This window comes from Polaromonas sp. P1_F6, from assembly GCF_056405695.1.
On sequence record NZ_JBFUBQ010000003.1, the window covers coordinates 281,242 to 305,131 of the forward strand.

Consider the following 23,890-nt stretch of genomic DNA (forward strand, 5'->3'; position numbering starts at 1 on the left):
TGAGGAGACCTTACCCAGTACAACGTGCGTGACGATGGATGGAGTGCTAACAGGCGGTAAAGATTGCGAAACAGAAGGCTGGAATGAAACGGGATGTAATGCCTGCAGCGGCCGATCGTTCTGTTAATGACACTTTTGTTAGAGAAAAATGTCTGCAGGCCAATGCAGATGGGCGCAAGCAGCTATCAAAAAAGGAGCGACAGGACTGCGGCGAAAAAATGGCGCGTGCAATATGAGACGATTGCCCCATGCAAGATTTCTGGCCTTCCAGCGGCTTTTCCCGGCTCCAGCGCAACGCACGCGGCTGGCTCGCACCCTCCGACGACTATCTGCGGCTCTTCCTCGCGCGGCCCGAACTCGCGCCGGTGGCCGAGTCATGCGATGCCGAACGTGCCCTGCACGCCGCGCTGGTGGCTGCACCCTCCCGACCGGTAGAGCCCGCCGAATTGGCGGCCCTGCAAGATGCGGATGCGCGTGACAACTACAACCTGTTTTTGCGCTTTCGCGATGGACTGCTCGCCGCCGGCACGCTGGAGGCGTACTACCTGGGCCTGTTCCCGCGAGACGGAACGGGCCGCATCGACATACCGCCGTTGTTCATCGACCTGATTGCCCAGGCGGTTGTCCACAATGTGTTGCAGGGTTCCACCGACGCATATGAAGTGCGCGCCGCCGAAATACTGTTTCGCCCCCAGCGCATCAGTACGCAGGACGGCCAGGTGCTAAGCGGCGACCAGGAAGTGATCGACATGTTCAATGAGACCGGCGGTGTGGGCGACTTCGGCCGCTTCCTGGCGGAGGCCAAGGCGCCGGTGCCCGTGGTTGAACTGCAGGTGCTCAATGACGATAACGTTTTCACGTATTGGCAGCAGCCGGGCCGCCACCGTTTTCTGCTGGACCTGACGCATGAGGTCAGCAACGACCTGAGCCACGGCCTGGTCTTCACCATGGTGCGCGCCCGCTCAGGCCTCAAGGCGCTGGCAAGCGTGTTGCAGAAGTGGGTGAAGCATTTTCTCGGCGTTGAAGTCACCATCCGGCCGGTGCAGAAAGTGGACGATGAAGCCTGGCGCTGGCATGTAGGGCTGGACGTGGAGTCCACAGCCTTGCTCAATGACCTGTATGAGGGAATGGACGTTGCGCCCGACCGGCTGCAGCGCCTGGTCAGCCTGTTCCGGCTGGAATTTGTGGACACGCGGGAAATGCGCAGCGATGTGGCGGGCAAGCCGGTGTACCTGGGATTGATGATGAACGCCGACGGGGTGGTGAGGCTCAAGCCGCAAAACCTGCTGGTGAACCTGCCGCTGCTGCCTGCAGCGTCCTAGGGGCGTGCGCGGATCAAGCCGGATCGTTTCAGTCGCTGCCCTCCACTTCCACCACCAGCACGCGGGCCTCGCCCACCGGTGAGGCGACATGCTCGGTGCCCACGCTCGCGAAAAAGATGTCGCCGGTTTCCAGCATCACGGAGCATTGCCCGCAGTTGTCGCGGTAGCGCATTTCCACGCGGCCATCGAGCACCGCAAACACTTCTTCGCCCTCGTTGATATGCCATTTGTAGGGTTTGTCGGTCCAGTGCAGCCGGGTGGTGATGCCCTGCATGTTGGCTACCGTCACCGCGCCCCAGGCGCGTGCTGCGGTGAAATCCTTGCTTCGGATGATCTTCATGTCGGTCTCCATCAGGTGAGCGCGCTGGCGCAGTGAAAGCTCCGCCATGCTACGTCGCGGGGCCGGCGGAACCATGAATTCTTCGGGGGCCATTGATTCCGTATCCGCATCACTGAAATGCGCCGTTCGGGACTGCGCGGCGCTAAGATGCTTTGCATGAAAAGCGTATTGCTTCCCTGCGGCGAAGCCGTTCCCGCCCTGGGCATGGGCACCTGGAACATGGGCGACGTGCCGGCGCGGCGCGCCGACGAACTCGCGACTCTGCAGCTGGGCCTGGACCTGGGCTGTACGCTGGTTGATACCGCGGAAATGTACGGTGAGGGGCTGGCCGAAGAACTCGTTGGCGAGGCGCTGCAGGGAAGGCGTGACGAAGCCTTTATCGTCACCAAGGTGTATCCGCACAATGCCTCAAAGGCGGGAACAGTGGCCGCGTGCGAGCGCAGCCTGCGCCGTTTGCGCACTGACCGCATCGATCTTTATCTGTTGCACTGGCGGGGTTCGGTTCCGCTGGCCGAAACCATGCAGGCTTTGATGGCGCTGCAAAAGGCCGGCAAGATACGTCATTACGGCGTGAGCAACCTTGACCTCTCCGACATGCAGGAGCTGTGGCAAGTGCCCGGCGGTCAGGGCGTGCAAACCAACCAGCTGCTGTACAACCTCACGCGCCGCGGCATTGAGTGGGATCTGCTGCCCTGGCTGCGCGAATGCAGCGTGCCGGTCATGGCGTATTCACCGATCGAGCAGGCGCGCCTTCTGCGCCATGCAGGCCTGACCGGCTTCGCCGTGCGCCACGGCATGCAACCCGCCCAGGCGGCGCTGGCCTGGGTGCTGGCGCAGGACGGCGTCATCGCCATTCCCAAAACGGGCCATCCGGAACGGCTGCGCGAGAACGCCGCGGCGGCGCAAATCCGGCTCAGCGATGAACAACTGGCTGCACTGGATGTGTTGTTCAAGCCGCCTTCCCGCGCCACCTCGCTGGAGATGATCTAGACCTTTCCAGGGGTCAACGCGTGTCAACGCGTCAGCCACATCCCTGCTGCCAGCAAGGCCGCCTGGACGGCCATGGCGATGTAGAGCGGCTTGCGGGAAGGCGTAGCGGCATCCTGAAGCGTCTGGCCAATACGCTGCGCGAGCAGAGTGCGCAACACCGGGTCAGGCGAACCTGGTGCTGGCGCAGGTGCGGCCTCGGCGGCGCGGGCCTGCTGCCATTGCGCCAGTACATCAGCCAGCGGCAGGCGGTTCACCACGAAATTGATCATGCCGCGCACGGCGCGTCCCTGGCCCAGCACGGGCGCCAATTGCTGACCAATGGCATCGGCCGACAGCATCTCTGACACCCGTTCGAGTGCACCCTTGGTTCGCGGCATGGCCTCGATACGTCCGGCAATCGCGTCTGTCAATCGCTGCGACATGGCCTCTCCATGACCCGTCACGACTTGTTGTATGGCCCGGCTGCGGCCACGCGCCACGCCCAGCATCAGGTAAATCGGAACAAAGGCCAGCAGCAGCATGCTGACCAGCAAGGGCGGTGAAAACAGCAAGGCGAGGATGGCGCCGGCGCCGCCTGCATGCGCAGCGGCGGGCATGCCAGGGCCGGACAGCCGGCTCAGGTAGAAGAAGAACACGCCACCGCCCAGCAGGAAAGCCAGCAAACCTCCCATGGCGACAGAACTGGCAAACGCCACACCGGCTTTGGCGCCGGTGCGCACCATGGACGGCGCGGCAGAAGAGTTTGATGACATGCAAGGCCCTCTTATTTTTTAAAGGGCTGATCATAAGCGGCGCTTGCGGGGGCGCTGGTGGTGCATGGCAGGCGCTGCAGCCCGCCCAGGGCATCGCCGATCGAGACGCCGGACCCCGCGGATCACGGTCCGGCCTCGCTACACCGCCATGTTGTATAGACAGGCCGGCGAATAAAATTGAAGGTCAAACCGGCTGCAAGCGAGTGCGTCTTTTTCATTCGCCTTATGCTTGGCAAGCCCCATAAGGAGACCTTCCCCCATGCTTCGCAAGTTTTTGTCGTTCATTGCCCTCGCGCTCGTGCTCTGTGCCGCGCAGGCCCAAACATACCCGGCCAAGCCGATCCGCCTGATCGTTCCGTTCCCGCCCGGCGGCGGCACCGACATCCTGTCACGCCTGGTGGCCACCAAACTGGCGGAGGCCAGCAAGTGGACCGTGGTGCCCGATAACCGCGGCGGCGCCGGCGGCACCATCGGCATTGCAGAGGCCGTACGCGCAGCGCCCACGGGCTATGACATGGTCATGGGCCAGAAGGACAACCTGGTTGTTGCCCCCTGGCTGTACAAAAACCTGAGCTACGACCCGACCAGGGATTTGGTGGCAGTGGCCCACGTCGCCTACACGCCGGTCGTGATCGTCACGGGCGTGCAGTCGCGCTTCAAGACGCTGGCCGACGTGGTGGCGGCAGCCAAAGCTGCGCCTGACTCCATCACCTACGGTTCGCCCGGCAACGGCACGACCATCCATCTGGCGGGCGAGATTTTTAACGGCGCGGCCAACATCAAGCTGCGCCACGTGCCCTACAAGGGTTCCAACCCGGCCATGATGGATGTGCTGGCGGGCAATGTGGACCTCATGGTGTCCTCGCTGCCCTCGGCCATCGCCCAGATCAAATCGGGCAAGCTGCGCCCGCTGGCCGTCACCTCGGCCCGCCGCAGCACCTCGCTGCCGGATGTGCCCACGGTGGCCGAACTGGGCTACAAGGATTTTGACGTCAGCACCTGGTATGGCCTCTTCATGCCGGCCGGCACGTCCAAAGACATCGTTGCCACGGTCAATGCCGAGGTCAACAAGCTGCTGGCCACACCCGAAATGAAGGCGGCCATTCACGCGCAAGGCGCTGAGGTACAAAACATGACGCCCGAGCAGTTCTCCGCGTTGCTCAAGAGCGACTACCTCAAATGGAAGGGCATTGTGCAGGCTTCCGGCGCGACCATCGAGTAAGTGGTTCGCTGCTTCTCCGCAAAGAGGCGGCGCCCTGATGGGCGCCGCTTTTTTTTTCGGAGAAGGCCGCTCCTGGTCCCGAAAACTACGTGAAAACCCTGAGAACAGATGCGGGGACGCATGACATGATCTAGTCATCTATAGGACTAGATCAATTATGCATAAGCCCACCCTCACTGTGGTCCCCGCCGAACCGGGCCAAAGCCGTTATGCCGCCCTGGCCGCCGCTATGCGCGCGCGCGTGGTGGCGGGCGAGTGGCCGCCGGGCAGCGCCTTGCCGGCCGAGCAGACCCTGGCCGCCGAGCACGGCGTGGCCTTGGGCACGCTGCGCCGCGCGCTGGAACTCCTGGCCGACCAGGGATTGATCGAACGCATCCACGGCCGCGGCACCTTTGTGCGTGCCGGCATGACGGGCGGCACCATGATGCGGTTTTTCCGCTTCGGCGAGGGCACGGGTGAAGTGCCAGCCTCGCACATCGTCTCGCGCCGGCTGCTGGTCGCACCCGCCGAGGTGGCGCGGCGCCTCGGCCTTGCACGCGGCGATACGGCGCTGCGGCTGCAACGCGTGCGCTCGCTCTCTGGCCAGCCCTGTGTTTACGAGGAAATCTGGCTGCCCCCGGCCCTGTTTGCCGAGCTCGCCGAGAGCGATACCGACAGCTGGGGCGACCTGCTCTACCCGATGTTTGCCGAACGCTGCGGCGTGCACGTGGCCCGCGCGGTCGATGAAATCGGCTTCGGCGCGTTGACGGCGGCGCAGGCCGGCCACCTGGCCCTGTCGGCCGGCCATCCCTGTGCGCTGGTCACGCGCTGCGCCTACGACCTTGCCGGCCATTGCGTCGAAGTGCGCTACACGCGGGGCGACGCCCACGCCTTTCACTACACCGTCACCATCACCTGAACACACCCTGAACACACCCTGGAACTGGAGAAAACCATGCCACACCCAAGCAACAACCCTTCAAATGCCGCGCAGCCGCTGAACCGTTCGCGCCGCCTCGTGCTGCAGGCCGCGGGCGCGGCCGTCGCTGCACCCTGGACCTTTGCCGCTCATGCCGCGGGCCAGATCGCCGGTGGCAAGCCGATCACGCTGGTCGTGTCTTATGCCGCGGGCGGCGGCGCCGATCTGATGGCGCGGTTGATCGCACCGCGCATGGCGGAGTTCCTGGGCCAGCCCGTGCTGGTCGACAACAAGCCCGGCGCCGGCGGCCAGATCGCCGCGACGCAGGTGGCGCGCGCCGTGCCCGACGGTACGCAGTTGCTGGTCGATGCCTCGTCCTTCGCCGTCAATCCCGCGCTTTACCCCAAGTTACCCTACGACACCGACACGGCTTTCGCGCCTCTGGCCGTGTTGGCGCAGTTCCCCAACGTGCTGGTGTGCACGCCCGGTTTTGAAGCCAAAAGCGTCAAGGACCTGATACGCCTGGCCAAGGCCAAACCCGGGCAGATCGCCTATGCCTCCTCCGGCAACGGCTCGGCCCAGCACCTGGCTGGCGCGCTGTTTGAAGACCTGGCCGGCGTCAAGCTGGTGCACGTGCCCTACCGCGGCGGCGGCCCGGCCATGAACGACGTGATGGCCGGCCAGGTGCCGCTCTTCTTCGCCAACGTGGCCTCCTCGCTGGGACAGATCCAGTCGGGCCGGCTGCGCCCGCTGGCGGTGACCAGCCGGCGCCGCACGCGCTCGCTGCCCGACATGCCGACCATGGAAGAAGCCGGCGTGCCGGCTTATGAGGTGCTCGAGTGGAATCCGGTGCTGGCGCCCGCCGGCATAGACGCCAAGTCCAAAGCCGCGCTGGTCGCCGCCATCCGAAAGACCATGGCCGACCCCGAAGTGCTGGGCCGCATCCGCAGCCTGAGCGGCGAAGCCTTCCCTGAGGGCCCCGAAGCGCTGACCCAGGCTTTCCTCAAAGCCCAGCAGCTCAAATGGGGCCGCATCATCAAAGACCGCAAGATCACCACGGGTTAAGCGGTGCAGAGTTCCACGCCTGACCCGGTGGCGCCCGGCTGGGACAGCCACGTCCACGTCTTTGACGCCGCTGCGGCTGTCGCGCCGGGCCATTACCAGCCCGCGCACCGGCCGCTGGCGGACATCGAGCAACTGGCCCAAAGCCATGGCTTCGGCCACCTGGTGCTGGTGCAGCCCAGCGTTTATGGCACCGACAACACAGTGTTGCTGGACACCTTGCGTGTCGGTGGCGGGCGACATCGCGGTGTGGTGGTGCTGCCGCCTTCCATCGACGATGCGGCACTGCAGGCCATGCATGCGCTCGGCGTGCGTGGCGTGCGCTTTAATCTGGTGTCTCCCGTCGGGGACAGCCTCAAGGCCGGGGAGGGTGACGGCGCCCGGGACAGCTTCCAGGCCCTGGCGCCGCGCCTGCGTGCGCTGGGCTGGCATGTGCAGTGGTATGCGGCACCGCAAGACCTGCCCGTGATCGCGGCCCTGCATGCGGCCAGCCCGGTACCGGCGGTGTTGGACCACCTCGCCGGCATGTACGCCGGCGTTCCTCCGGATCACCCGGCCTGGCTGGCGCTGGAGCAGCTCGCCGACCAGGGCGCCTGGGTCAAGCTCTCGGGCTGGTACCGCCTGGGGGCGCAGGCGCCGTATGAGACGCTAGACGAGACCATCCGCAAGGTCGCGGGGCTGTTCGGGCGGCGCATGGTCTGGGGCTCCGACTGGCCGCACACCGCCTTTGCACCCGACGCGCTCCCCGCCTATGCCAGCACCTGGGAGCCCGTGGCGCGCACGCTGGCGGCGGCCCAAACACAGTGCGTCCGGGAGCAGGCGCCGGCCGCCTTGTACGCCTAATAAGCCCGGCGGGAGCCCTGCAGCCCCGGAGTGGCTTAAAATCACGGGCTACGCCATTTTTAACCCGGAGTCTTCCATGCCCAAGAAAATCAGAGTCGAAGCCGACATCTGCGCCCCCAAGCCAGTCCCTCCCAAGGGCTACACGATCACGACCGGCCGCGGCCAGAAGATCAGCCTGGAGCGCGGTTCGCACACCCGCAGCAAAAAGAACCCAGGCAAGCGCCCTCACCAGGGTTGAGCTGTTTTGCTGATGCGGCCCCAGGTCGCATCCATGAAAAAAGCGCCTCTTCGGGCGCTTTTTTCATGGCCAAAATGGCTGGCGTTCGGTGAATTGGGTTCGATGCGGTATCCAATCCAGATAAAAACTCCTCTTGATGGAAGACGGCCATGATGTTTAATCCATGGATAACGTCAACGGGGGGTACCGAAAAATGTTGTCCAGAATGGCGGTTTTCCTGGCATTGATCCTGGGGTTGGGATGTTTTTCCATTTCAAGCGCCCAGCCGCTTGCAAACCCGATTGCAACAAGGCAGATAGGAACGCCGAACGCATTCCCGATGGCGATCTACAAAAGCATCAAAGTGCAGGATTTGAATCAAATCCTGATTGATTCGTTTGTGGAATCCGGCTTCACCCTGCTTGCCGCCAAAAAAGACGCAGACAGCGCCACGGTCTTCCGGTTTTCTTATCCCGTGGACAAGAATGGCAAATACGGCGTTGTGATTTTTGGATTCAAGGTAGACGGCACCGTTGTCAATGGCCGGTGCATGAACTGTTTTTTGCGATGGGGAAAAATACAGGACGAAACGGACATCGGGAAATTTCCATGGATGGTCCAGTACGACCTGAGCAGCAGGCTCTACCCGGACATCGACCAAGCGTATTCGTCCATCAAAAACAAATCCCTGAACTACCTGGATCCCCAGCGCGGGTTTGATTACAAAAACGCATGGGGCGGAGAGCGTAATCGCTGGACTTACGACAACTCCTACGTCAAGGTCAAACTGCCGGATCTGAAGCGGGAGTGGGTCCGCGCCTTCACTGATTCCGGTTTCATCCTGTTGCGCGACAGCAATCCTGCCGCCGATGCCTCTGATTCTGTTGTGGATTTTTCATTTCCCATCGACAGCGATAAACCCGGTGGGGTGGTCTATTCCATTCAATTCCGAAGCCAGTTTGATGCCGATGGGCTTTGCTACCCTTGTGAAGCCAGGCCGTCGTATGACCCCTACCAGACATTGCCCCCCGCTGGTTTGTCTGCCATGCCGGGCAGGCTGACGCTGGCTTCGCGGTTTGAGGCCGGCCTCAACAGCGCATACGAGCAGATCAAGGCGACGACGGAACGCAATCTTCGGCCGAGAACCCAGTTCGTCCGGCCGCCAAAATTCGTTCCTCCCGGCTCAGCGCGGCCACCTCCCATTATTCTGCCGGTGACATGAGCCTGCGCTGGCCGGTCGGTACCGCCAATCACGGCCCGCTTCTCTACGATCCGTGGTTTGACAGGCTGTTCCTCTTTGGCACCGCCGGCATCGCGCTGGTCCTGGGCGCTTTGGCGACGATCTCACCCGCGATGTTTGTAGCGGTGGTACTGGTCGACATCTGGCTATTTGCCAGCCCCCACGTCATTGCGACCTACACCCGCATCGGGTTTGACAAAGCCCAAGCCAAAAAGCACTGGTTCCTGATTTTTGGTTTGCCGCCCATCGTGCTGGTCGGGGTCACGATGGTCGCGCTGGCCTATGAGTTGGGCGGCCTGTTTACCTTGTATTTCATTGCGCAGACCTACCATGTCACCCGGCAGTCGTTCGGCATTGCAAGGGCGTACAGAAGGGCCGACCCGCAGGCAACGGGCCCTGATCGCTTGTCTGAAAGCCTGATCTATCTCTTTCCGCTTTGGGGCTTGATGCATCGGTGTACAACAGCCCCTGAATTCTTTTATGGCTACCCCATCTATCTTCCATCCGTTGACGCCGCGTTGACAGGCGCAACAGGCATCGTCGCCGTGTTTGTGTGCGCATGGTGGGGATATCGGCAGCTGCGCCTTGCGCTGGCCGGTCAACTCAACGCGGGGCATTGCCTGTTTGTGGCATCGCACCTGCTTGTCACGGCAGTCGCTTACCTGTGGGCCACGAACATCACGTCGGGGTGGCTGGTGGTCAATATCTGGCACAACCTGCAATACCTGCAGTTTGTATGGCTGCAGAATGTCCGCCGTGACGCGCAACTGCCGGGCGCCGTCGATCAACGATCCCTTGACGGCCAAGACCTTCAGCGCCTGATGAACCCATTCAAAAATGCGGCCAAATACCTTGCCTTATGCCTGGTGCTGGGCGCCGTGATGTACGAAGCGCTGTCGGTGGCGGGTCGGCAATTGATCTGGCTAGGCTTGCCCGCCGTGTTCATTTTGCATTTCACCGTGAATTTCCATCACTACCTGGTGGACGGCGTGATCTGGAAAAGGCCTAAGCCCGGCGCGTGACGCATCCGGCGCAGGCCTGGCCGGTTTCAGGTCTCGAGCGCAGCCGCCATGCGGTGCGGCATGAGGCGTTCGCGTGGTGCTTCGCCGCCCCACAGGCTCAGCATCAGGTCCACGATGACCGGTCCGAAATCCTGATGCGGAATTTCGACCGAGGTGAGCCACGGGGCGAGCCAGGCATTGATCGGGTTGCCGTCGATGCCGACCAGCTCGCAGTCGCCGGGCACCCGGATCCCGCTCTCGCGGGCCACGCGGTGCAGCCCATAGGCGACCTGGTCGCTGATGCACATCGCGCCACGCGGCCAGGCACCGGGCGCCGCGAACTGGGCCGCGGCGGCGTAGCCGATTTCCAGGTGCGAGATGCCCGGAGCCTCTACCCGACGGATCCGGTCGGCTGACAAGCCTCTGGCGCCGGCCCGCTCGCAGAAGCCCTGCACGCGTTCCCGGGTCGTGGACGATCCGCGCGACGGAAATACCACGGCCGGCGCGTCGATGCCGCGGTCGAGCAGGTAGTCTGCGGCGGCGGCGCCGGCCGCCAGGTTGTCCGGCCCCACGAAGGCGCAGGTGCCGAACGGGCTGCGCCGGCTCACGAAGACCATCGGCGCGCCGCGCTCCACGAAGTCGCGCAGGCCGGCACTGGGCTGAGCCGCGACCATCACGTAGCCCTGCACGACCTGCGAGCGCATGGCGTTGAGATAGTCGTCCTGCAGCTCCGGCCGGTCGTGCGTATCGCACAGAATCATCGTGTAGCCGGCCTCGCGCAGCGCGGCCTCGGTGGAGGCGGCCAGTGTGGCCATCACGGGGTTGTCGAGGTTGGCGGCCAGCATCGCGACCAGGCGGCTCTCACGGTTGCGCAGCGCGCGCCCCAGCTGGTTCGGGTGGTAGCCCACGGTCTTGATCGCCTCGCGCACGCGCGCCAGCGTTTCCGACGAAGCCCGCCGGGTCTCGCCGTTCACGATGCGCGAGACGGTGGAGATTGAGACGCCGGCCTGCGCGGCGACTTCGCTCAGCGAAACCGGGCCGACGCCCTTGCGCCTGCGCGGGGTGTCGTCGGTCATCGGTGCGGGCGGCAGGTCTGCCGGGTCTGGACGCCGCAGCGAATATTGGGTTGGCGCGAAGGCCGGTCATGCGGATGGCGAGGCGAGAGTCCGGCGAGTGGAAAGCGAAGCATCGATGGGTCGTATTTTTGGAAAACAAGGGCCGACGGCGGATGGCCGACCGGCGGCGCGATCGGTGCGTGCCAGGACAACATATAACCGAGAAAGCCGTGACTGACAAGTATGGCAAACGATTGCCAAGCGTTGGCAAACGTTTGCCATAATAGCCCAAAGTCAGCCACGATCGCAAAACAACGGCACAAGACGACATGGGTTCCATCTCCACCAGCACGCACAGCGCCGGCAAGCCCCTGTCGGTGCTCCTGCTCGATCCGTATCCGCGCACCGAGGAAATGCTGCCCGGCGGTGGAACGGATGCCGCGCTGCGTTCCGGGGCCGACGCGCATTCCTGAAGCCGGCGAACGATCGGCCCCACCTTCCTTTTTCCAGAAAGAGACAACCATGAACTTCCAGCTTCGTTCCCTCGCCAGGCACGCCACGCGCGCCGGCCTCCTGGGCGCCACCGTCGCCACGCTGGCCACCAGCGCCTTCGCCGAAATCCGGGTTATGTGCTACCAGGACGGCAACGAGTGCGACGTGACCGCCGACCTCATCAAGCGCTACGAGGCGCAGAACCCCGGCGCCAAGGTCATCCTCGACACCGTGCCCTACAAGACGGTGGTCGAGCAGCTGCCCGTCCAGCTGGCGGCGGGTCAGGGCCCCGACATCGCGCGTGTCGCCGAGATCGGTGGCCTGTCGAAGAACTACATCGACATCAGCGCCCATGTGAAGGACCGCAAGTACTGGGAAGACAACTTCGGCAGCACCTTGCCCTGGATGCGCAACAAGGCAGGCGACAAGGGCATCTACGGTTTCCTCTCGCAGATGACCATGACCGGCCCCTTCGTCAACAAGACCTTGTTCGAGCAGGCCAAGGTACCCATGCCAGGCCCCAAGGCTACTTGGGAAGAGTGGGCCGATGCAGCGCGCAAGGTGGCCAAGGCCACGCAAACCCCGGCCGCCATGGCCTGGGACCGCTCGGGCCACCGCTTCGCCGGCCCCGCCGTGAGCTATGGCGCGAAGATTTTCGACGCCAAGGGAAACCTCACGGTGGATGCAGGCTACAAGGCCGCCGTGGGCAAGTTCGTCGCCTGGCACAAGGACGGCACCATGCTTAAAGATGTGTGGGGCGGCTCGGGCGGCTCCAGCTATGCCGATGCGGTGGGTGAGTTCAAGAACGGCCGTGTGGTGATGATCCTTTCGGGCTCATGGCAGATCAACCGCATGCAAAAGGAAATCGGCAATGCCTTCGACTGGGTCGCCGTGCCCAATCCCTGTGGCCCGGCTGCCTGCTCGGGTATGCCCGGCGGCGCGGCCTGGGTGGCGCTGAAGACCACCAAGTCGCCGAAAGAAGTGGGCCGCTTCCTGGACTTCATGGCGCAGGAGGCCAATGTCGCCGAATTCGCGTCCCGTACCAACAATATTCCGGCCCATGCAGGCGTGGCCAAAAAAGGCGTGGACTACCCGAGCGCCGGCCCGACGGCGCGTGCCGCGCTCGGCGTGTTCACCAGCGGCACCTCCACCATCGTGCCGCCGGCCTACGCGCTGCAAGGCTACAAGTACAACCGCGCCCTGATGCTGCCGACCGTAACCCGGGTCACCCAGGCCATCGTGGGAGAGATCAGCGTGGATGAGGCCGTGACCAAAATCGGCACCGACATGGCCGAAGCGGTAAAACAAGCCGAAAAATAGGCGCACCCCCGTGGCGCGCACTGCGTGCGCGCCTCCCCCTTGCAGGGGGCGACACCTGCGGCCTGGCGGAGCCAGTTCCGCGGTGTCACTGGCATAAGACGGCGCAGAGGGCGTCATGTTGGGCACAGTAGATCGGAGTCGGTATGTCGGTTTTTTCGGCCTTCCTGGGCTTTTTGTTCAACCTGTTCGAGCCGGTCTTCCGGCTGGGCCAGAAATGGCTGGGCGCCTCGCGCATAGGCTGGCTCTTTGTCGGCCCCAACCTGGTGGTGATCAGCATCTTCACCTTTTTACCTATCGTGGTGAACCTGGTGTATGCGGTGACCGGCGGGGTAAATCTACTGCCCATGCAGCGGCCTTTCACGGGGCTGGAAAATTTCGCCATCCTGCTTGAATGCCGCGACTACACCGACCTGCAGACCTGCCGCACCGACATCTTCTGGCGTTCCATCGCCAACACGGTGAAGTTCAGCCTGATCCAGGTGGCCTTGATGGTGTTCTTCTCGCTGGTGACGGCCCTGGTGCTGAACCGCAAGATCATAGGCCGCGGCTTCTGGCGCGGTGTGTTCTTCTACCCGGTGCTGCTGTCGCCGGTGGTGGTGGCGCTGATCTGGAAATGGCTGTTGCAAAGCCAGGGCGTGTTCAATGCCGGCCTGGTGGCCATGGGCGGCTCGCCGATGGACTGGCTGCTTGACCGGCACTGGGCATTCTTCTGGGTGGTGGTGGTGTCGATCTGGGCTCACATGGGTTTTTACACACTCATTCTGCTGGCCGGCCTGCAGGCCATTCCGAAAGACGTCTACGAAGCCGCCGAGATGGACGCTGCACCGCCGTTTCGCGTGCTGAGGCGCATCACGCTGCCCCTGCTCATGCCCAACCTGATCGTGGTGCTGGTGTTGGTGATGATCCGCGCGGTGCAGAGCTTTGACGAAGTGTTTGTGCTCACCGGCGGCGGCCCGGGCTCGGCCACTACCTTCATCGTGCAATACATCTACCAGACCGGTTTCGCCGAACAGATCCACCTCTACGGCCTGGCCGCCGCGGCCTCGCTGATCCTGGCCGCCGGCCTGATGGCCCTGACGCTCGCGCAACTGCGGCTGTCCAAAGCCGGTGAGGCCGGAAAAATCAAGAAGTAAGGAAAAGCCATGGCCAATTTCCTCACCCGCACCAAGGGCTACAAATACGGTGGCACCAGCCTGCATTGGACCGACTGGGTCTCCTATGCCTACCTGCTGGCCGGCCTCATCGTGATGTTCGGCCCGGTGCTGTGGCTCGTGATGTCGTCCTTCAAGACCGAAAGCGCGCTGAGCCAGTTCCCGCCGACCTTTCTGCCCTACAGCCAGAAGGAAGCGGTGGTGGCCGGATACGACAAACCCCTGCCGCTGTTCCGTGCCAAGGACGAACAGGGCAATATCCGCGAACTGGCCCAGGTGCGCCGCATCGGCCTGGTCGCCACCATGGTCGATCCCGCGGCGCCGCAGACCGAACTGCGCGTGAACATCAATGACCGCAAACCGGTGAATGAACTCAAATTCGCCGGCGGCAACTACACCGAGCTGTTCGGCAAGTTCGCCTTCGGCACCTATCTATGGAACAGCGTGTTCATCACCGTGGTGGCGACCATCCTCACGCTGCTGTTCAATTCGATGGCGGCCTTCGCGCTGTCCAAGTACCAGTTCACCGGGCAGAAGACGGTGTTTGTGCTGATCATCGCCACGCTGATGATTCCGCCCACCATCATCCTGGTGCCGGCTTTCCTGGTGATCTCGGAGCTGAACCTCTTGAACAACCTCTGGGGCGTGATCCTGCCCGCGGTGGCCACGCCGACGGGCGTGTTCCTGCTGCGCCAGTACATGCTGACCATTCCCGACGAATTGCTGGAGGCCGCGCGCATGGACAACGCCAGCGAGTGGCGCATCTACTGGAAGATCATCCTGCCGCTGGCCGCTCCGGCGATGGCGGTGCTGGCCATTTTCTCGTTCATGTGGCGCTGGAACGACTTTCTCTGGCCGTTGATCGTGCTGTCCAAGTCGGAGCACTTCACCTTGCAGCTCGCGCTCAATGCCTTCCAGGGTGAACTCAACACGCAGTGGCACTACCTGCTGGCGATGACCGTGATCACCTTGATTCCGATCACCCTGGTCTTTGCCTTCCTGCAGAAATACATCGCCACTGGCATCGCCAGTGCCGGCGTCAAATAACCAAGGACTTTCCCGTGGCCACTCTTGAACTCGCCAACGTCGTCAAAACCTTCGACAAAGCCACCATCATCCATGGCGTGGACCTGACCGTTTCCGATGGTGAATTTGTGGTCTTCGTCGGTCCCTCAGGCTGCGGAAAATCCACGCTGCTACGCATCATCTCGGGGCTGGAGCCCGCCAGCAGCGGCGACATCCGCATCGACGGCCAGCGTGTCAATGACGTGAGCGCCGCGCACCGCGGCTGCTCGATGGTGTTCCAGTCATACGCGCTCTACCCGCACATGAGCGTCTACGACAACATGGCTTTCGGCCTGGAAAACCTGGGCGTGGCCAAAGCCGTGATCGAGAGCAAGGTCAATGCCGCCGCCACCATGCTGCAGCTCGCGCCGCTGCTGCAGCGCAGGCCCACCCAGCTCTCCGGCGGCCAGCGTCAGCGCGTAGCCATAGGCCGCTCCATCGTGCGCGAACCCAAGCTCTTCCTGTTCGACGAACCGCTGTCTAACCTCGATGCCGAGCTGCGCGTTTCGATGCGCGCCGAGATCCGCGACCTGCATGCCCGGCTTGGCGCGACCATGATTTACGTGACACACGACCAGGTCGAGGCCATGACCATGGCCGACAAGATCGTGGTGCTGCGCGCCGGCCGCATCGAGCAGGTCGGCTCGCCGCTGGAGCTGTATAACCGGCCCTGCAACCAGTTCGTGGCCGGCTTCATCGGCAGCCCGCGCATGAACTTCGTGCCGGTGGCTCAGATGCCTGGCGCCAAGCCTGGAACAAGCACGGTGGGCATCCGGCCCGAGCATGCGCAGCTCACCAACGACGGTCCGCTGGAGATGAAGGTGTCGCAGGTCGAGCAACTCGGCAGCACCAGCATCTTGCATGGCAACGTGGTGCCCGATGCGCCTTTTGAAATCATCCTGAGCGGGCAGACCAACATCCAGCGCGGCGACACCGTCAAGGTGACCGCACCCGCAGAGCACCTGCATTTCTTCGACCAGAACGGCTTGCGTCTTTGAACCTGCGCCACCCGAAACATTGACCAGCCGACCATGCGCCTTGACCAAGCTCCCACTTTCGCCCTGCAATCGCGCAGCGGCAACCACCTCGTCCTGAACAGCACCAGTGGTGCCACGGCCCACATCTGGGTGCTCGAAGAAGACATCGTTCGTGTGCTGGTGCTGCCGCAAGGACGGCTGCAGATGCCGCGCAGCTGGACCGTGGCGCCTGGACTTGAAAACTTGCCCGTTGAAGGCCGCGACCGCTTCGACGTGAGCGGCTTTTCGCTGCCCGCATTCGAACTCAAGGAAGAGGGCTCGCAACTACAGATCACCACAGGCGCCGTGCGCCTGACCATCGCGCTCGAAGGCTTCTTTTGCCGCTGGGAAAGCCGGCAACAGGGCCGCTGGCAGGCCACAGCCTCCGACCGCACCACGCAGAGCTACAACTTTGGATGGTGGGACGAAAAGGTCTACCACTACCTGCAGCGCGAACGCGGCGAAGCCTACTTCGGCCTGGGCGAGCGCGCCGGCGACGCCAACCGTGCCGGCCAGCGCTACCGCATGTGCAACCTCGACCCCATGGGCTACAACGCACGCAGCACCGACCCGCTGTACAAGCACATCCCGTTCTACATCACGCGCAAAGGTGGTGAAAAAGACGCCGGCCTGTGTTTCGGTTTGTTCTACGACACCTTGTCCGATTGCAGCTTCGACATGGGCCGCGAGATGGACAACTACCACGGCCACTACCGTTACTTCGTAGCCGATCACGGCGACCTCGACCTGTATTACATCGCCGGCGCCGACCAGGCCGCCATCACGCGCCGCTACACCTGGCTCACGGGCAGGCCCATCTTCCCGCCGCGCTACGCGCTGGGCTATTCCGGCTCGACCATGAGCTACACAGACGCACCGAATGCGCAAGAGCGCATGGGCGAGTTCCTCGAACGCTGTGAAGAGCACGACATTCCCTGCGACTCGTTCCACCTGTCGTCGGGCTACACCTCCATTGGCCCGGGCCGTTACGTCTTCAACTGGAACCGCGAGAAGTTTCCCGACCCCGCAGCGTTTGTGCAGAGTTACCTGGAATGCGGCGTACGCCTGGTGCCCAACATCAAGCCCGCGCTGCTCAGCAACCACCCGCGCTTCGAAGAGGTCAGGCAGGTCGGCTTGCTGGTGCAAGACCCGGACGGCCAACCCACGGCCATACAGTTCTGGGACGGCACCGGTGCGTACCTCGACTTCACCAACCCCAAGACCATCGCTTGGTGGAAGAGGCAGGTGACTGAGCAGCTGCTCGAATACGGCATCCCCGCCACCTGGAATGACAACAACGAATACGAGATCTGGAGCGACAAGGCGCTGGCCCACGGCTTCGGCGCGCCCCGTCCCGCGCGCGAGGTGCGCCCGCTGCAGACCTTGCTGATGATGCAGGCGTCGCATGCCGCGCAGACCGAGTTCGCGCCCGCGGAGCGGCCCTACCTGGTGTCGCGCTCAGGCGCCGCGGGCATGCAGCGCTATGTGCAGACCTGGTCGGGCGACAACTACACGGCCTGGGAAACGCTGCGCTACAACATCCGCATGGGCCTGGGCCTGGCGATGTCGGGCGTGTCCAACACCGGGCACGATATAGGCGGTTTTTCCGGTCCTGCGCCGGGGCCCGAGTTGCTGCTGCGCTGGGTGCAGCACGGCATCTTCCTGCCGCGCTTCAGCATCCATTCGTGGAACGACGACAAAACCGTCAATGAACCCTGGATGTACCCCGAGGTGACGCCCCAGGTGCGCGAGCTGATCCGCCTGCGCTACCGGCTCATGCCTTACCTGTACGACCTGGTATGGCGTTACCACAGCGCCTACGAACCCATCATCCGGCCGACGTACCACGACTTCCCGGAAGACACGCACTGCCTGGAAGAAAACGACGACATGCTGCTGGGCGCCCATTTGCTGGTGGCCTCGGTGGTCGAGCCCGGTCAGACCGAGCGCCGCGTGTGGCTGCCCGGCACCGGCGGTTGGTACGAGGCGCACACCGCGCGGTACGTGAAAGCCGGCCAGTGGATCACGCTGGATGCGCCGCTGGATGGCCCGCCCCCATTGCTGGCACGCGAAGGCTGTGCCGTACCGCTGAACCTCGGAGAGATCCATTTCGCAAAGGTCCAAGACCTGCGCGGCTTCCAGGTATTTCCCTTCAAGGGGGATGGCAGTTTCGAAGCCAGCTGTTTTGAAGACGACGGCCATAGCCAGGCCTGGCGCAGCGGCGCTTATGGGCAGTGGCGCCTGCGCGTTGATTGCACCGCGCGAGGCCTGCACATCGCGGTGTTCCGTGAGGGCGCACAGCCACCTGTGCAAGACAACCTGGTCTTGCTGTTGCCGGCAACAGAGCAACGCCCGCTTAGCTTTGACGGCGGGGCGCTGGTGCAGGATCAGCTCGAAGGCGCCTGGAGGCGGCTGACGCTGAAGCTTTGACCCTATATGAGGGAAATGTGTCCTGGGCCGCTGCGATCCCGGGCAGCGGATCACCAGCCTTGGCGGTAAGCCGTGACGGTGCAACACGATGGCTGGAGTTCTGGCACGTCCTTTGCATGCTGTCCTGCGGTGACGACAATTCACTACGGGAGGCTTCAAATGTTGGTCCTGATCTTGCGACCCCTTGCATCTGTCGGCCTGGCGGCCGCTTTCACCACAACCGGCCTACACGCCTCAGACGTTGCCGCCGGCCGCCCGGTCAGCCCAGCCAGCCAAACGCAAACCCTGAGTGTGCCGGACCACAGTGTCAAACCGGTCAACGCGGCCAAAACCAGGGCCGCGGCAAAACGCACGCTGGGTACGAACCCGGCGATGCCGCTTTGGGAAGGCCCCTGGGGTCCTCACCATTGAGGTGGACTTCGACGGAAGTTGTGACTTGGCCCATTGCACTCTCCGGCGTCTCTGGTGTGATTGGCCTGGAGCGGCAACTTCGCGCGTTGATCAGTCTCCTGGACCACGCCGCCTCTGCCTCATTCAGCTGGCCACCGCCGGAGCCTCAAGGGGCAGGCGGCGACTGGCTCGTCAACCACTGGCGCAGTGATTGGATTACGGGCGCCTTGGCGCGCTCGTTCGTCGTCACCAGAAAGTAACTGCGCGGCGAAATAAAGGGCTTGTCATTCAGCTTGACCAGGCGCCCGGTCTGCAGCGCCGATGCGCTCACATAGTCCGGCGCCAGTGCGATGCCAAGTCCGGCCTCCGCTGCCGTCAATGCAAGCGACAGCAGACCGTAGTGGGCGCCCGGCATCGGGACTTCTACAGACGCGCCCAGCTGCCGCAGGTAGGCCGGCCATGAGTTGGGCACCATGCTCTGGTGCAGCAAGGGCAGCGCTGCCATTTGCGTGCCCGTCAGCGGCGCCGCCAGCCGGCTCAGCGTGGGCGCCGCAAGAGGAAAGGAGTGCAGGGGGTGTAGCAGGTCGGCCACGCAGCCGGGCTCCGGCCCTTCGCAGTAGACGATAGCCGCGTCCAGCCCCGAGTCGCGCATGCTGATGGGCCCGGTATGCGTGGCCACGTCCAGCTGGATTTGCCGGTGCGCGATGGCGAAGGCGCACAGCCGAGGCATGGCCCACAGCGTGCCAAAGGTGGTGGGCACAGACAGCCGCAGTATCTTGCCTGGCATGGAGCCCATGGACGCGGCGATGGTCGCTGACTCCAACTCGTCCAGCAGGGTGCGCACCCGTCGCAGGTAGCTGGCACCGTCAACCGTCAGCTCCATCCCGCTAGTTGTGCGCCGGCACAGTGCAACGCCGACAAAGCCCTCCAGGTCCGACAGCTGGCGGCTCACCGCGCTTTGCGTCAGACCCAGTTCATCGGCTGCGGCAGTGATGCTCAGGCGCCGTGCAATCACCTCGAAGGTGTTGAGGTTGACGATGGAGGGCAGGTGGCGCTGCGTCGGATATTTCATGGCGGTTACGGCCATTATTGGCATGGCATCCGTTCGCCCGCAATGAAAAAGGCTATGCGGGCATGAAATAAATGCAGGGGGGTATGCGTTTATTCCGTTGGACAGGCCGGCGCGCATGTCAGATATTCAGGGCGCCGCAGTGGGCGGCCCCTCAAGAACAGAAGTTGGAGTCACAGATGTCGAAATTTCAAGCGCGCCTTGTACTGCTGCTGGTGGCGGCCACGCTGGCTGGCACCGCCCTGGCGGCGGATTGGCCCGCCACCCAGCCTATCAAACTGATCGTGCCCTCGGCCGCCGGCGGCACGCCCGACCAGACCAGCCGAAAACTGGCCTACTACCTTCAGGACAAGCTCAAACAAGCGGTGATCGTCGAGAACCGCCCCGGCGCGGCAGGCACCATTGCCATGCAGGCGGTGGCCACCGCCAAACCCGACGGCTATACGCTGGGCTTCGGCAATATCGTGACCATGGCCATCAACCGCAGCCTGATTTCCAAGATGCCCTACAACCCCGATAAAGACCTGGCGCCGGTGGCCGTGCTCTCGCAGGTGCCCAATGTGCTGGTGGTCCGCCATGGCCTGCCCATCGCCTCGGTTCGCGAATTGGTCATCTATGCCAAGAGCCACCCGGGCAATCTGACCATGGGTTCCGGCGGCAACGGCACCACCAGTCACCTCAGCGGCGAAATCCTCAAGGAAAAAGCCGGCATCAGCTTCAGCCACATTCCCTACCGCGGGGCTCCGCAGGCGCAGACCGACCTGATCGGCGGGCAGATCGACTTCATGTTTGACAACCTGCCGTCCATGGTGGGCGCGATCCAGTCGGGCAAGGTGCGTCCGCTCGCGGTTACCAGTAAACGTCGCTCGGCGCTGCTGCCCAACGTGCCGACCATGGAAGAGGCGGGCATTGCAGGCTTCGAGGTGGTGGCCTGGGGCGGCATTGTGGCACCGACGGGCACGCCTCGGTCGGTGATCCTGCGCCTGAACCGTGAGATCAACAACTGGCTGCAGGCACCTGCGACCAAAGCCGAATTCGCACAAGTGGGGCAGGTCGCGCTTGGGGGAACGCCCGAGTTTTTCAAGACACATATTGACAGCGAGGCGAAAAAATGGGGTGACGTGATCCGCAACGCCGGAGTAAAGCTTGACTGAATGTGCCTGGCCTTTCGCGTAGGCCTGCTGTTGCGTTTCGGCTATTCGCTTCACACAAGGATGCGCTGACAGGCGCAACCACATACCAAAAACAGACCCCAAGGACAAGCATGTTCAGTTCCCCCGTCCCCGCTACCCAGGTTCTCGCGCACTGGGCTGCCACGGTCCCCAGTCAATGGGGTGAATCCACCCTGCGCACGGCGGAGCACTCCCTGGAGGACACCATCGTCGCCATGGTGGCGGGTGCTGGGGATCCGGTTTGCGCCTCGGTACGTGCGGGATTGCGTGTCGCGGGACCGGTCCCGGTGGTGGGTAGCAACACCGGGACTTGTGCCGCCTTCAGTGCATTGGCCAACGGCACGGCCGCCCATGCGCGGGAGTTGGATGAGATGTTTTTCGTCGCCGGTGGCCATTTTGGCTGCGCTGTGATCCCAGCCATCCTGGCGCAAGCGCACGAGATTGATGCCACGCTCGATGCGGTGCTGGATGCACTGATCGTCGGAAGCGAGGTGATGGCCCGCGTCGGGATGGCGATGGACCGGTCCCATGCCGAAAAAGGCTGGCATGGTACTCAAACCATTGGTGTAATTGCTGCCGCAGCCGCTTGCGCCAGACTGCTTGGGCTGGGCGTCGGCGGTATGACACACGCCCTCAGCCTGGCTGTTTCCATGGCAGCTGGACCCAAGGTCCAGTTCGGCACCGACACGAAACCCGTGCATGCCGGACTGGCGGCTCAAGGCGGTGTGCTGGCCGCATCGCTTGCGGCCTCAGGCGTCACCGGCAGCGATAAAGCCCTGGAAGGCCCGCATGGGTTTGGCGCACTCTATGCTGGGGGCTTGGCGGCCGACTGGCGGTCCATGACTGCAGTCAACGATGGCCCGCTGGCGATCGACAGCCACGGCCTGGGATTCAAGCTGTATCCCAACTGTGCGTCCACACACCGCTGTCTGGACGCGTTGCAAGCCCTGGCCACGGAACACCGATTCGGCATGGAGGACGTGGAGCGTGTCGAAACATTGGTCGGGCGCGTCAACCTGGTGAATCTCAAATACCCGGAGCCGAGGGATCCCCGCGAGGCCATGTTTTCCATGCCCTACGCGGTGGCAACGATGCTCCGTTATGGCACGGTCACGTTGGCCGACTTCACGCCGCAAGCGGTGCAAGACGACGTGACCCGGCGCCTCATGCCACGCGTCGAAATGCGCCTGGATTCGACACGCGTGGAAACCGCAACGCAGCTGCTCCCCCACACCACAGTCGTAACCTTGAAGGACGGACGACGCCTGGAGCGTGTGGTTCACCACGCCAAAGGGTCATTCCTGAATCCGTTTTCGCCGTTGGAGCGGCAAATCAAATTCGAACAATGCACCATGGGCATCCTTCCGGAAGAGCGTTTGGCACCGCTTCGCGACAACCTGGCTCGACCGCAAGGCGTCAAGGTCCGCCAAGTGCTCGCTCTGCTGCAGTTCGAAGCCCGGGTTGATGATGGCGCGCGTTTCGGCCGTCCATGAGGAGGCGGGTCGGGCCCCCTTCCTTGATCCATGGAATCCAGCTTGCTCAGGCGGGCCCGAACCCGACGGTTCCCCCGCGCGGATCACAGCCGAAGCGGCGCTGGCAACGGAGAGTCCGCGACCGTGTTGCAGCAGGTTGACCACTGATCGATATCCAAGTCCGTCAGATTCGCGGCACAAAGGAAACTCTCATCATGCACAACCGTTGTTTATCGTCGGCTTTCGCCGAGGCCCTGATGGCACTGGCCGTGGGGGCCCTTGTGACGGGAGCCGGTCCGGTACTCGCCGCAGAGATCATAGTAGGCCAAGTCGCCCCCATGTCAGGGCCGGAGGCCGGTCAGGGCCGCGCTTACGCCGCCGGCATGCAATTGCATTTCAACGCCATGAACAAGGCCGGTGGCATTAACGGTCATAAGTTCACACTCTTGCGCAAGGATGATGGCGGGAGGCCCGACGACACGGTCACGTTGACCAAGCAGATGATTGCTGAAGATAAGCCACTGGTTCTGGCCGGTTACTTTGGCGGCAAGAATGTTGCAGACTTGGTGTCTGCGGGAATTTTGGCAAAAGAAAAGATCGCTCTGGTGGGCTACCGTACTTCGGAGATTCAGCCGGACACCCCCTACCTGTATAGCGTGCGGGCAGGCCTGCGCGACGAGATTTCCAAACTCATTGAGCATTTGGCCACCATCGGGATTAAGCGCCTGGGGCTTTTCCATGAGGCTGGGCCGGGCTCAACTGCGGTAATCGCCGCGGCCGAGGAGTCAGCTAGGAAAGTCAGAGCGACGATCGAAGGACGCGCCTCCTACGTCGCCAACACGGTCAACGTCACCGACGCCGTGGACACTTTCATGAACATGCAGCCGCAAGCGATCATCATGGTTTCCAGCGGGTCTGCTGCGGCTGGCTTCATTGAGAAGTACCGTATCGCAGGTGGCGCGGCTCAACTGCTTTCGCATTCGGGCGCCGACATCGAGCAACTCTCGAAACGACTGTCTCCGGAGCAGATGCAAGGTGTGGCTATCGCCCAAGTGACGCCAAGTCCGTACAAGGTCTCCAGTCAGCTAGTCAAGGAATTTACTGAGACCGCTGCCAAGACACCCAACCTGGAAGTGCCTGTGAGCTACGCCATGATGGAGGGCTATATTGCCGCTCGCGTCATTTCTGAAGCGATACGCCGCCAAGGCAGCAGGCCCAGCCGCGAGGGGACCGTTCTAGCCTTGGACGGCATGAGTAATTTTGACCTGGGTGGTTACTTGATCAGCTTTAAACCGGGACAGCACTCTGGCTCCAGCTTCGTCGAGTTATCCATCGTCACCAGTGCTGGCAGGATTCGTCAATAGTGCCATT

General features: G+C 63.2%; 23 protein-coding genes. 19 read left to right on the forward strand and 4 right to left on the reverse strand.

Translation table 11 applies throughout. The annotated features are described in order from the left end of the window. The first annotated feature begins 83 nt into the window (after window positions 1-83). Both AC1DY9_RS10985 and AC1DY9_RS10990 read left to right on the forward strand, forming a co-directional pair. Complete coding sequence (locus tag AC1DY9_RS10985) at window positions 84-236, forward strand: hypothetical protein (protein WP_457281310.1); 153 nt, start codon at window positions 84-86, stop codon at window positions 234-236. 12 nt (window positions 237-248) lie between these two features. Continuing rightward, window positions 249-1,322, forward strand: coding sequence for a DUF6352 family protein (locus AC1DY9_RS10990; protein WP_477666509.1), 1,074 nt, complete (start codon window positions 249-251; stop codon window positions 1,320-1,322). Window positions 1,323-1,350: 28 nt separating this feature from the next. Here the strand turns inward: AC1DY9_RS10990 and AC1DY9_RS10995 are convergent, their stop codons facing one another. Beyond that, window positions 1,351-1,662 (reverse strand): cupin domain-containing protein, encoded by a 312-nt coding sequence (locus AC1DY9_RS10995; protein WP_457281308.1) that lies wholly within the window; start codon window positions 1,660-1,662, stop codon window positions 1,351-1,353. A gap of 156 nt (window positions 1,663-1,818) precedes the next feature. On the opposite strand from AC1DY9_RS10995, the gene AC1DY9_RS11000 reads away from it, so the two are divergent. Next, window positions 1,819-2,652, forward strand: a complete 834-nt coding sequence (locus AC1DY9_RS11000) for an aldo/keto reductase (protein WP_457281307.1) — start codon at window positions 1,819-1,821, stop codon at window positions 2,650-2,652. A 23-nt stretch (window positions 2,653-2,675) separates the two neighbouring features. Here the strand turns inward: AC1DY9_RS11000 and AC1DY9_RS11005 are convergent, their stop codons facing one another. Beyond that, on the reverse strand, window positions 2,676-3,404 hold the full coding sequence (locus AC1DY9_RS11005) for a hypothetical protein (RefSeq protein ID WP_477666510.1): 729 nt from the start codon (window positions 3,402-3,404) through the stop codon (window positions 2,676-2,678). Window positions 3,405-3,663: 259 nt separating this feature from the next. Between AC1DY9_RS11005 and AC1DY9_RS11010 the strand changes: the two genes are divergently transcribed. The 7 genes from AC1DY9_RS11010 (at window position 3,664) to AC1DY9_RS11040 (ending at window position 9,908) form a co-directional block, all read left to right on the forward strand. Next, window positions 3,664-4,626 carry a Bug family tripartite tricarboxylate transporter substrate binding protein gene (locus AC1DY9_RS11010; RefSeq protein ID WP_477666511.1) on the forward strand — a complete coding sequence of 321 codons (963 nt, stop codon included), beginning with the start codon at window positions 3,664-3,666 and terminating at the stop codon, window positions 4,624-4,626. A gap of 157 nt (window positions 4,627-4,783) precedes the next feature. Further along, window positions 4,784-5,524: a GntR family transcriptional regulator gene (locus AC1DY9_RS11015; protein WP_457281304.1), complete on the forward strand. Its 741-nt coding sequence runs from the start codon at window positions 4,784-4,786 to the stop codon at window positions 5,522-5,524. A gap of 36 nt (window positions 5,525-5,560) precedes the next feature. Continuing rightward, window positions 5,561-6,589 (forward strand): tripartite tricarboxylate transporter substrate binding protein, encoded by a 1,029-nt coding sequence (locus AC1DY9_RS11020; RefSeq protein ID WP_457281303.1) that lies wholly within the window; start codon window positions 5,561-5,563, stop codon window positions 6,587-6,589. A gap of 3 nt (window positions 6,590-6,592) precedes the next feature. After that, window positions 6,593-7,429 (forward strand): amidohydrolase family protein, encoded by an 837-nt coding sequence (locus tag AC1DY9_RS11025; protein ID WP_457281302.1) that lies wholly within the window; start codon window positions 6,593-6,595, stop codon window positions 7,427-7,429. A gap of 76 nt (window positions 7,430-7,505) precedes the next feature. After that, window positions 7,506-7,667: a hypothetical protein gene (locus AC1DY9_RS11030; protein ID WP_007863796.1), complete on the forward strand. Its 162-nt coding sequence runs from the start codon at window positions 7,506-7,508 to the stop codon at window positions 7,665-7,667. Between the two features lie 163 nt (window positions 7,668-7,830). Next, window positions 7,831-8,868: a hypothetical protein gene (locus tag AC1DY9_RS11035; protein ID WP_457281301.1), complete on the forward strand. Its 1,038-nt coding sequence runs from the start codon at window positions 7,831-7,833 to the stop codon at window positions 8,866-8,868. After that, window positions 8,865-9,908: a hypothetical protein gene (locus tag AC1DY9_RS11040; protein ID WP_457281300.1), complete on the forward strand. Its 1,044-nt coding sequence runs from the start codon at window positions 8,865-8,867 to the stop codon at window positions 9,906-9,908. Before AC1DY9_RS11035 ends, AC1DY9_RS11040 begins: the two co-directional genes overlap by 4 nt. A 26-nt stretch (window positions 9,909-9,934) precedes the next feature. Here AC1DY9_RS11040 and AC1DY9_RS11045 read toward each other — a convergent pair whose 3' ends face one another. Further along, window positions 9,935-10,963, reverse strand: coding sequence for a LacI family DNA-binding transcriptional regulator (locus tag AC1DY9_RS11045; protein WP_457281298.1), 1,029 nt, complete (start codon window positions 10,961-10,963; stop codon window positions 9,935-9,937). A 308-nt stretch (window positions 10,964-11,271) separates the two neighbouring features. Between AC1DY9_RS11045 and AC1DY9_RS11050 the strand changes: the two genes are divergently transcribed. The 6 genes from AC1DY9_RS11050 (at window position 11,272) to AC1DY9_RS11075 (ending at window position 18,416) form a co-directional block, all read left to right on the forward strand. Continuing rightward, the gene (locus tag AC1DY9_RS11050) at window positions 11,272-11,415 is read left to right on the forward strand and encodes a hypothetical protein (RefSeq protein ID WP_457281297.1); all 144 of its coding nucleotides are present in this window, start codon (window positions 11,272-11,274) and stop codon (window positions 11,413-11,415) included. 49 nt (window positions 11,416-11,464) lie between these two features. Next, window positions 11,465-12,754, forward strand: a complete 1,290-nt coding sequence (locus AC1DY9_RS11055; protein ID WP_457281296.1) for an ABC transporter substrate-binding protein — start codon at window positions 11,465-11,467, stop codon at window positions 12,752-12,754. Between the two features lie 143 nt (window positions 12,755-12,897). Beyond that, the gene (locus AC1DY9_RS11060) at window positions 12,898-13,887 is read left to right on the forward strand and encodes a carbohydrate ABC transporter permease (protein ID WP_457281295.1); all 990 of its coding nucleotides are present in this window, start codon (window positions 12,898-12,900) and stop codon (window positions 13,885-13,887) included. 9 nt (window positions 13,888-13,896) lie between these two features. Beyond that, complete coding sequence (locus AC1DY9_RS11065) at window positions 13,897-14,952, forward strand: carbohydrate ABC transporter permease (protein ID WP_457281294.1); 1,056 nt, start codon at window positions 13,897-13,899, stop codon at window positions 14,950-14,952. Between the two features lie 14 nt (window positions 14,953-14,966). Then, on the forward strand, window positions 14,967-15,968 hold the full coding sequence (locus AC1DY9_RS11070) for an ABC transporter ATP-binding protein (protein WP_457281293.1): 1,002 nt from the start codon (window positions 14,967-14,969) through the stop codon (window positions 15,966-15,968). A 33-nt stretch (window positions 15,969-16,001) separates the two neighbouring features. Continuing rightward, complete coding sequence (locus tag AC1DY9_RS11075) at window positions 16,002-18,416, forward strand: glycoside hydrolase family 31 protein (RefSeq protein WP_457281292.1); 2,415 nt, start codon at window positions 16,002-16,004, stop codon at window positions 18,414-18,416. Between the two features lie 556 nt (window positions 18,417-18,972). Here the strand turns inward: AC1DY9_RS11075 and AC1DY9_RS11080 are convergent. Then, complete coding sequence (locus AC1DY9_RS11080; protein ID WP_457281291.1) at window positions 18,973-19,878, reverse strand: LysR substrate-binding domain-containing protein; 906 nt, start codon at window positions 19,876-19,878, stop codon at window positions 18,973-18,975. A 176-nt stretch (window positions 19,879-20,054) separates the two neighbouring features. On the opposite strand from AC1DY9_RS11080, the gene AC1DY9_RS11085 reads away from it, so the two are divergent. The 3 genes from AC1DY9_RS11085 (at window position 20,055) to AC1DY9_RS11095 (ending at window position 23,883) form a co-directional block, all read left to right on the forward strand. Next, entirely contained in the window at window positions 20,055-21,029 is a 975-nt protein-coding gene (locus AC1DY9_RS11085) for a Bug family tripartite tricarboxylate transporter substrate binding protein (RefSeq protein WP_457281290.1), read from the forward strand. 110 nt (window positions 21,030-21,139) lie between these two features. Next, window positions 21,140-22,540, forward strand: a complete 1,401-nt coding sequence (locus AC1DY9_RS11090) for an MmgE/PrpD family protein (RefSeq protein ID WP_457281289.1) — start codon at window positions 21,140-21,142, stop codon at window positions 22,538-22,540. A 194-nt stretch (window positions 22,541-22,734) separates the two neighbouring features. Continuing rightward, window positions 22,735-23,883 (forward strand): ABC transporter substrate-binding protein, encoded by a 1,149-nt coding sequence (locus AC1DY9_RS11095; RefSeq protein ID WP_457281288.1) that lies wholly within the window; start codon window positions 22,735-22,737, stop codon window positions 23,881-23,883. Window positions 23,884-23,890 lie beyond the last annotated feature (7 nt).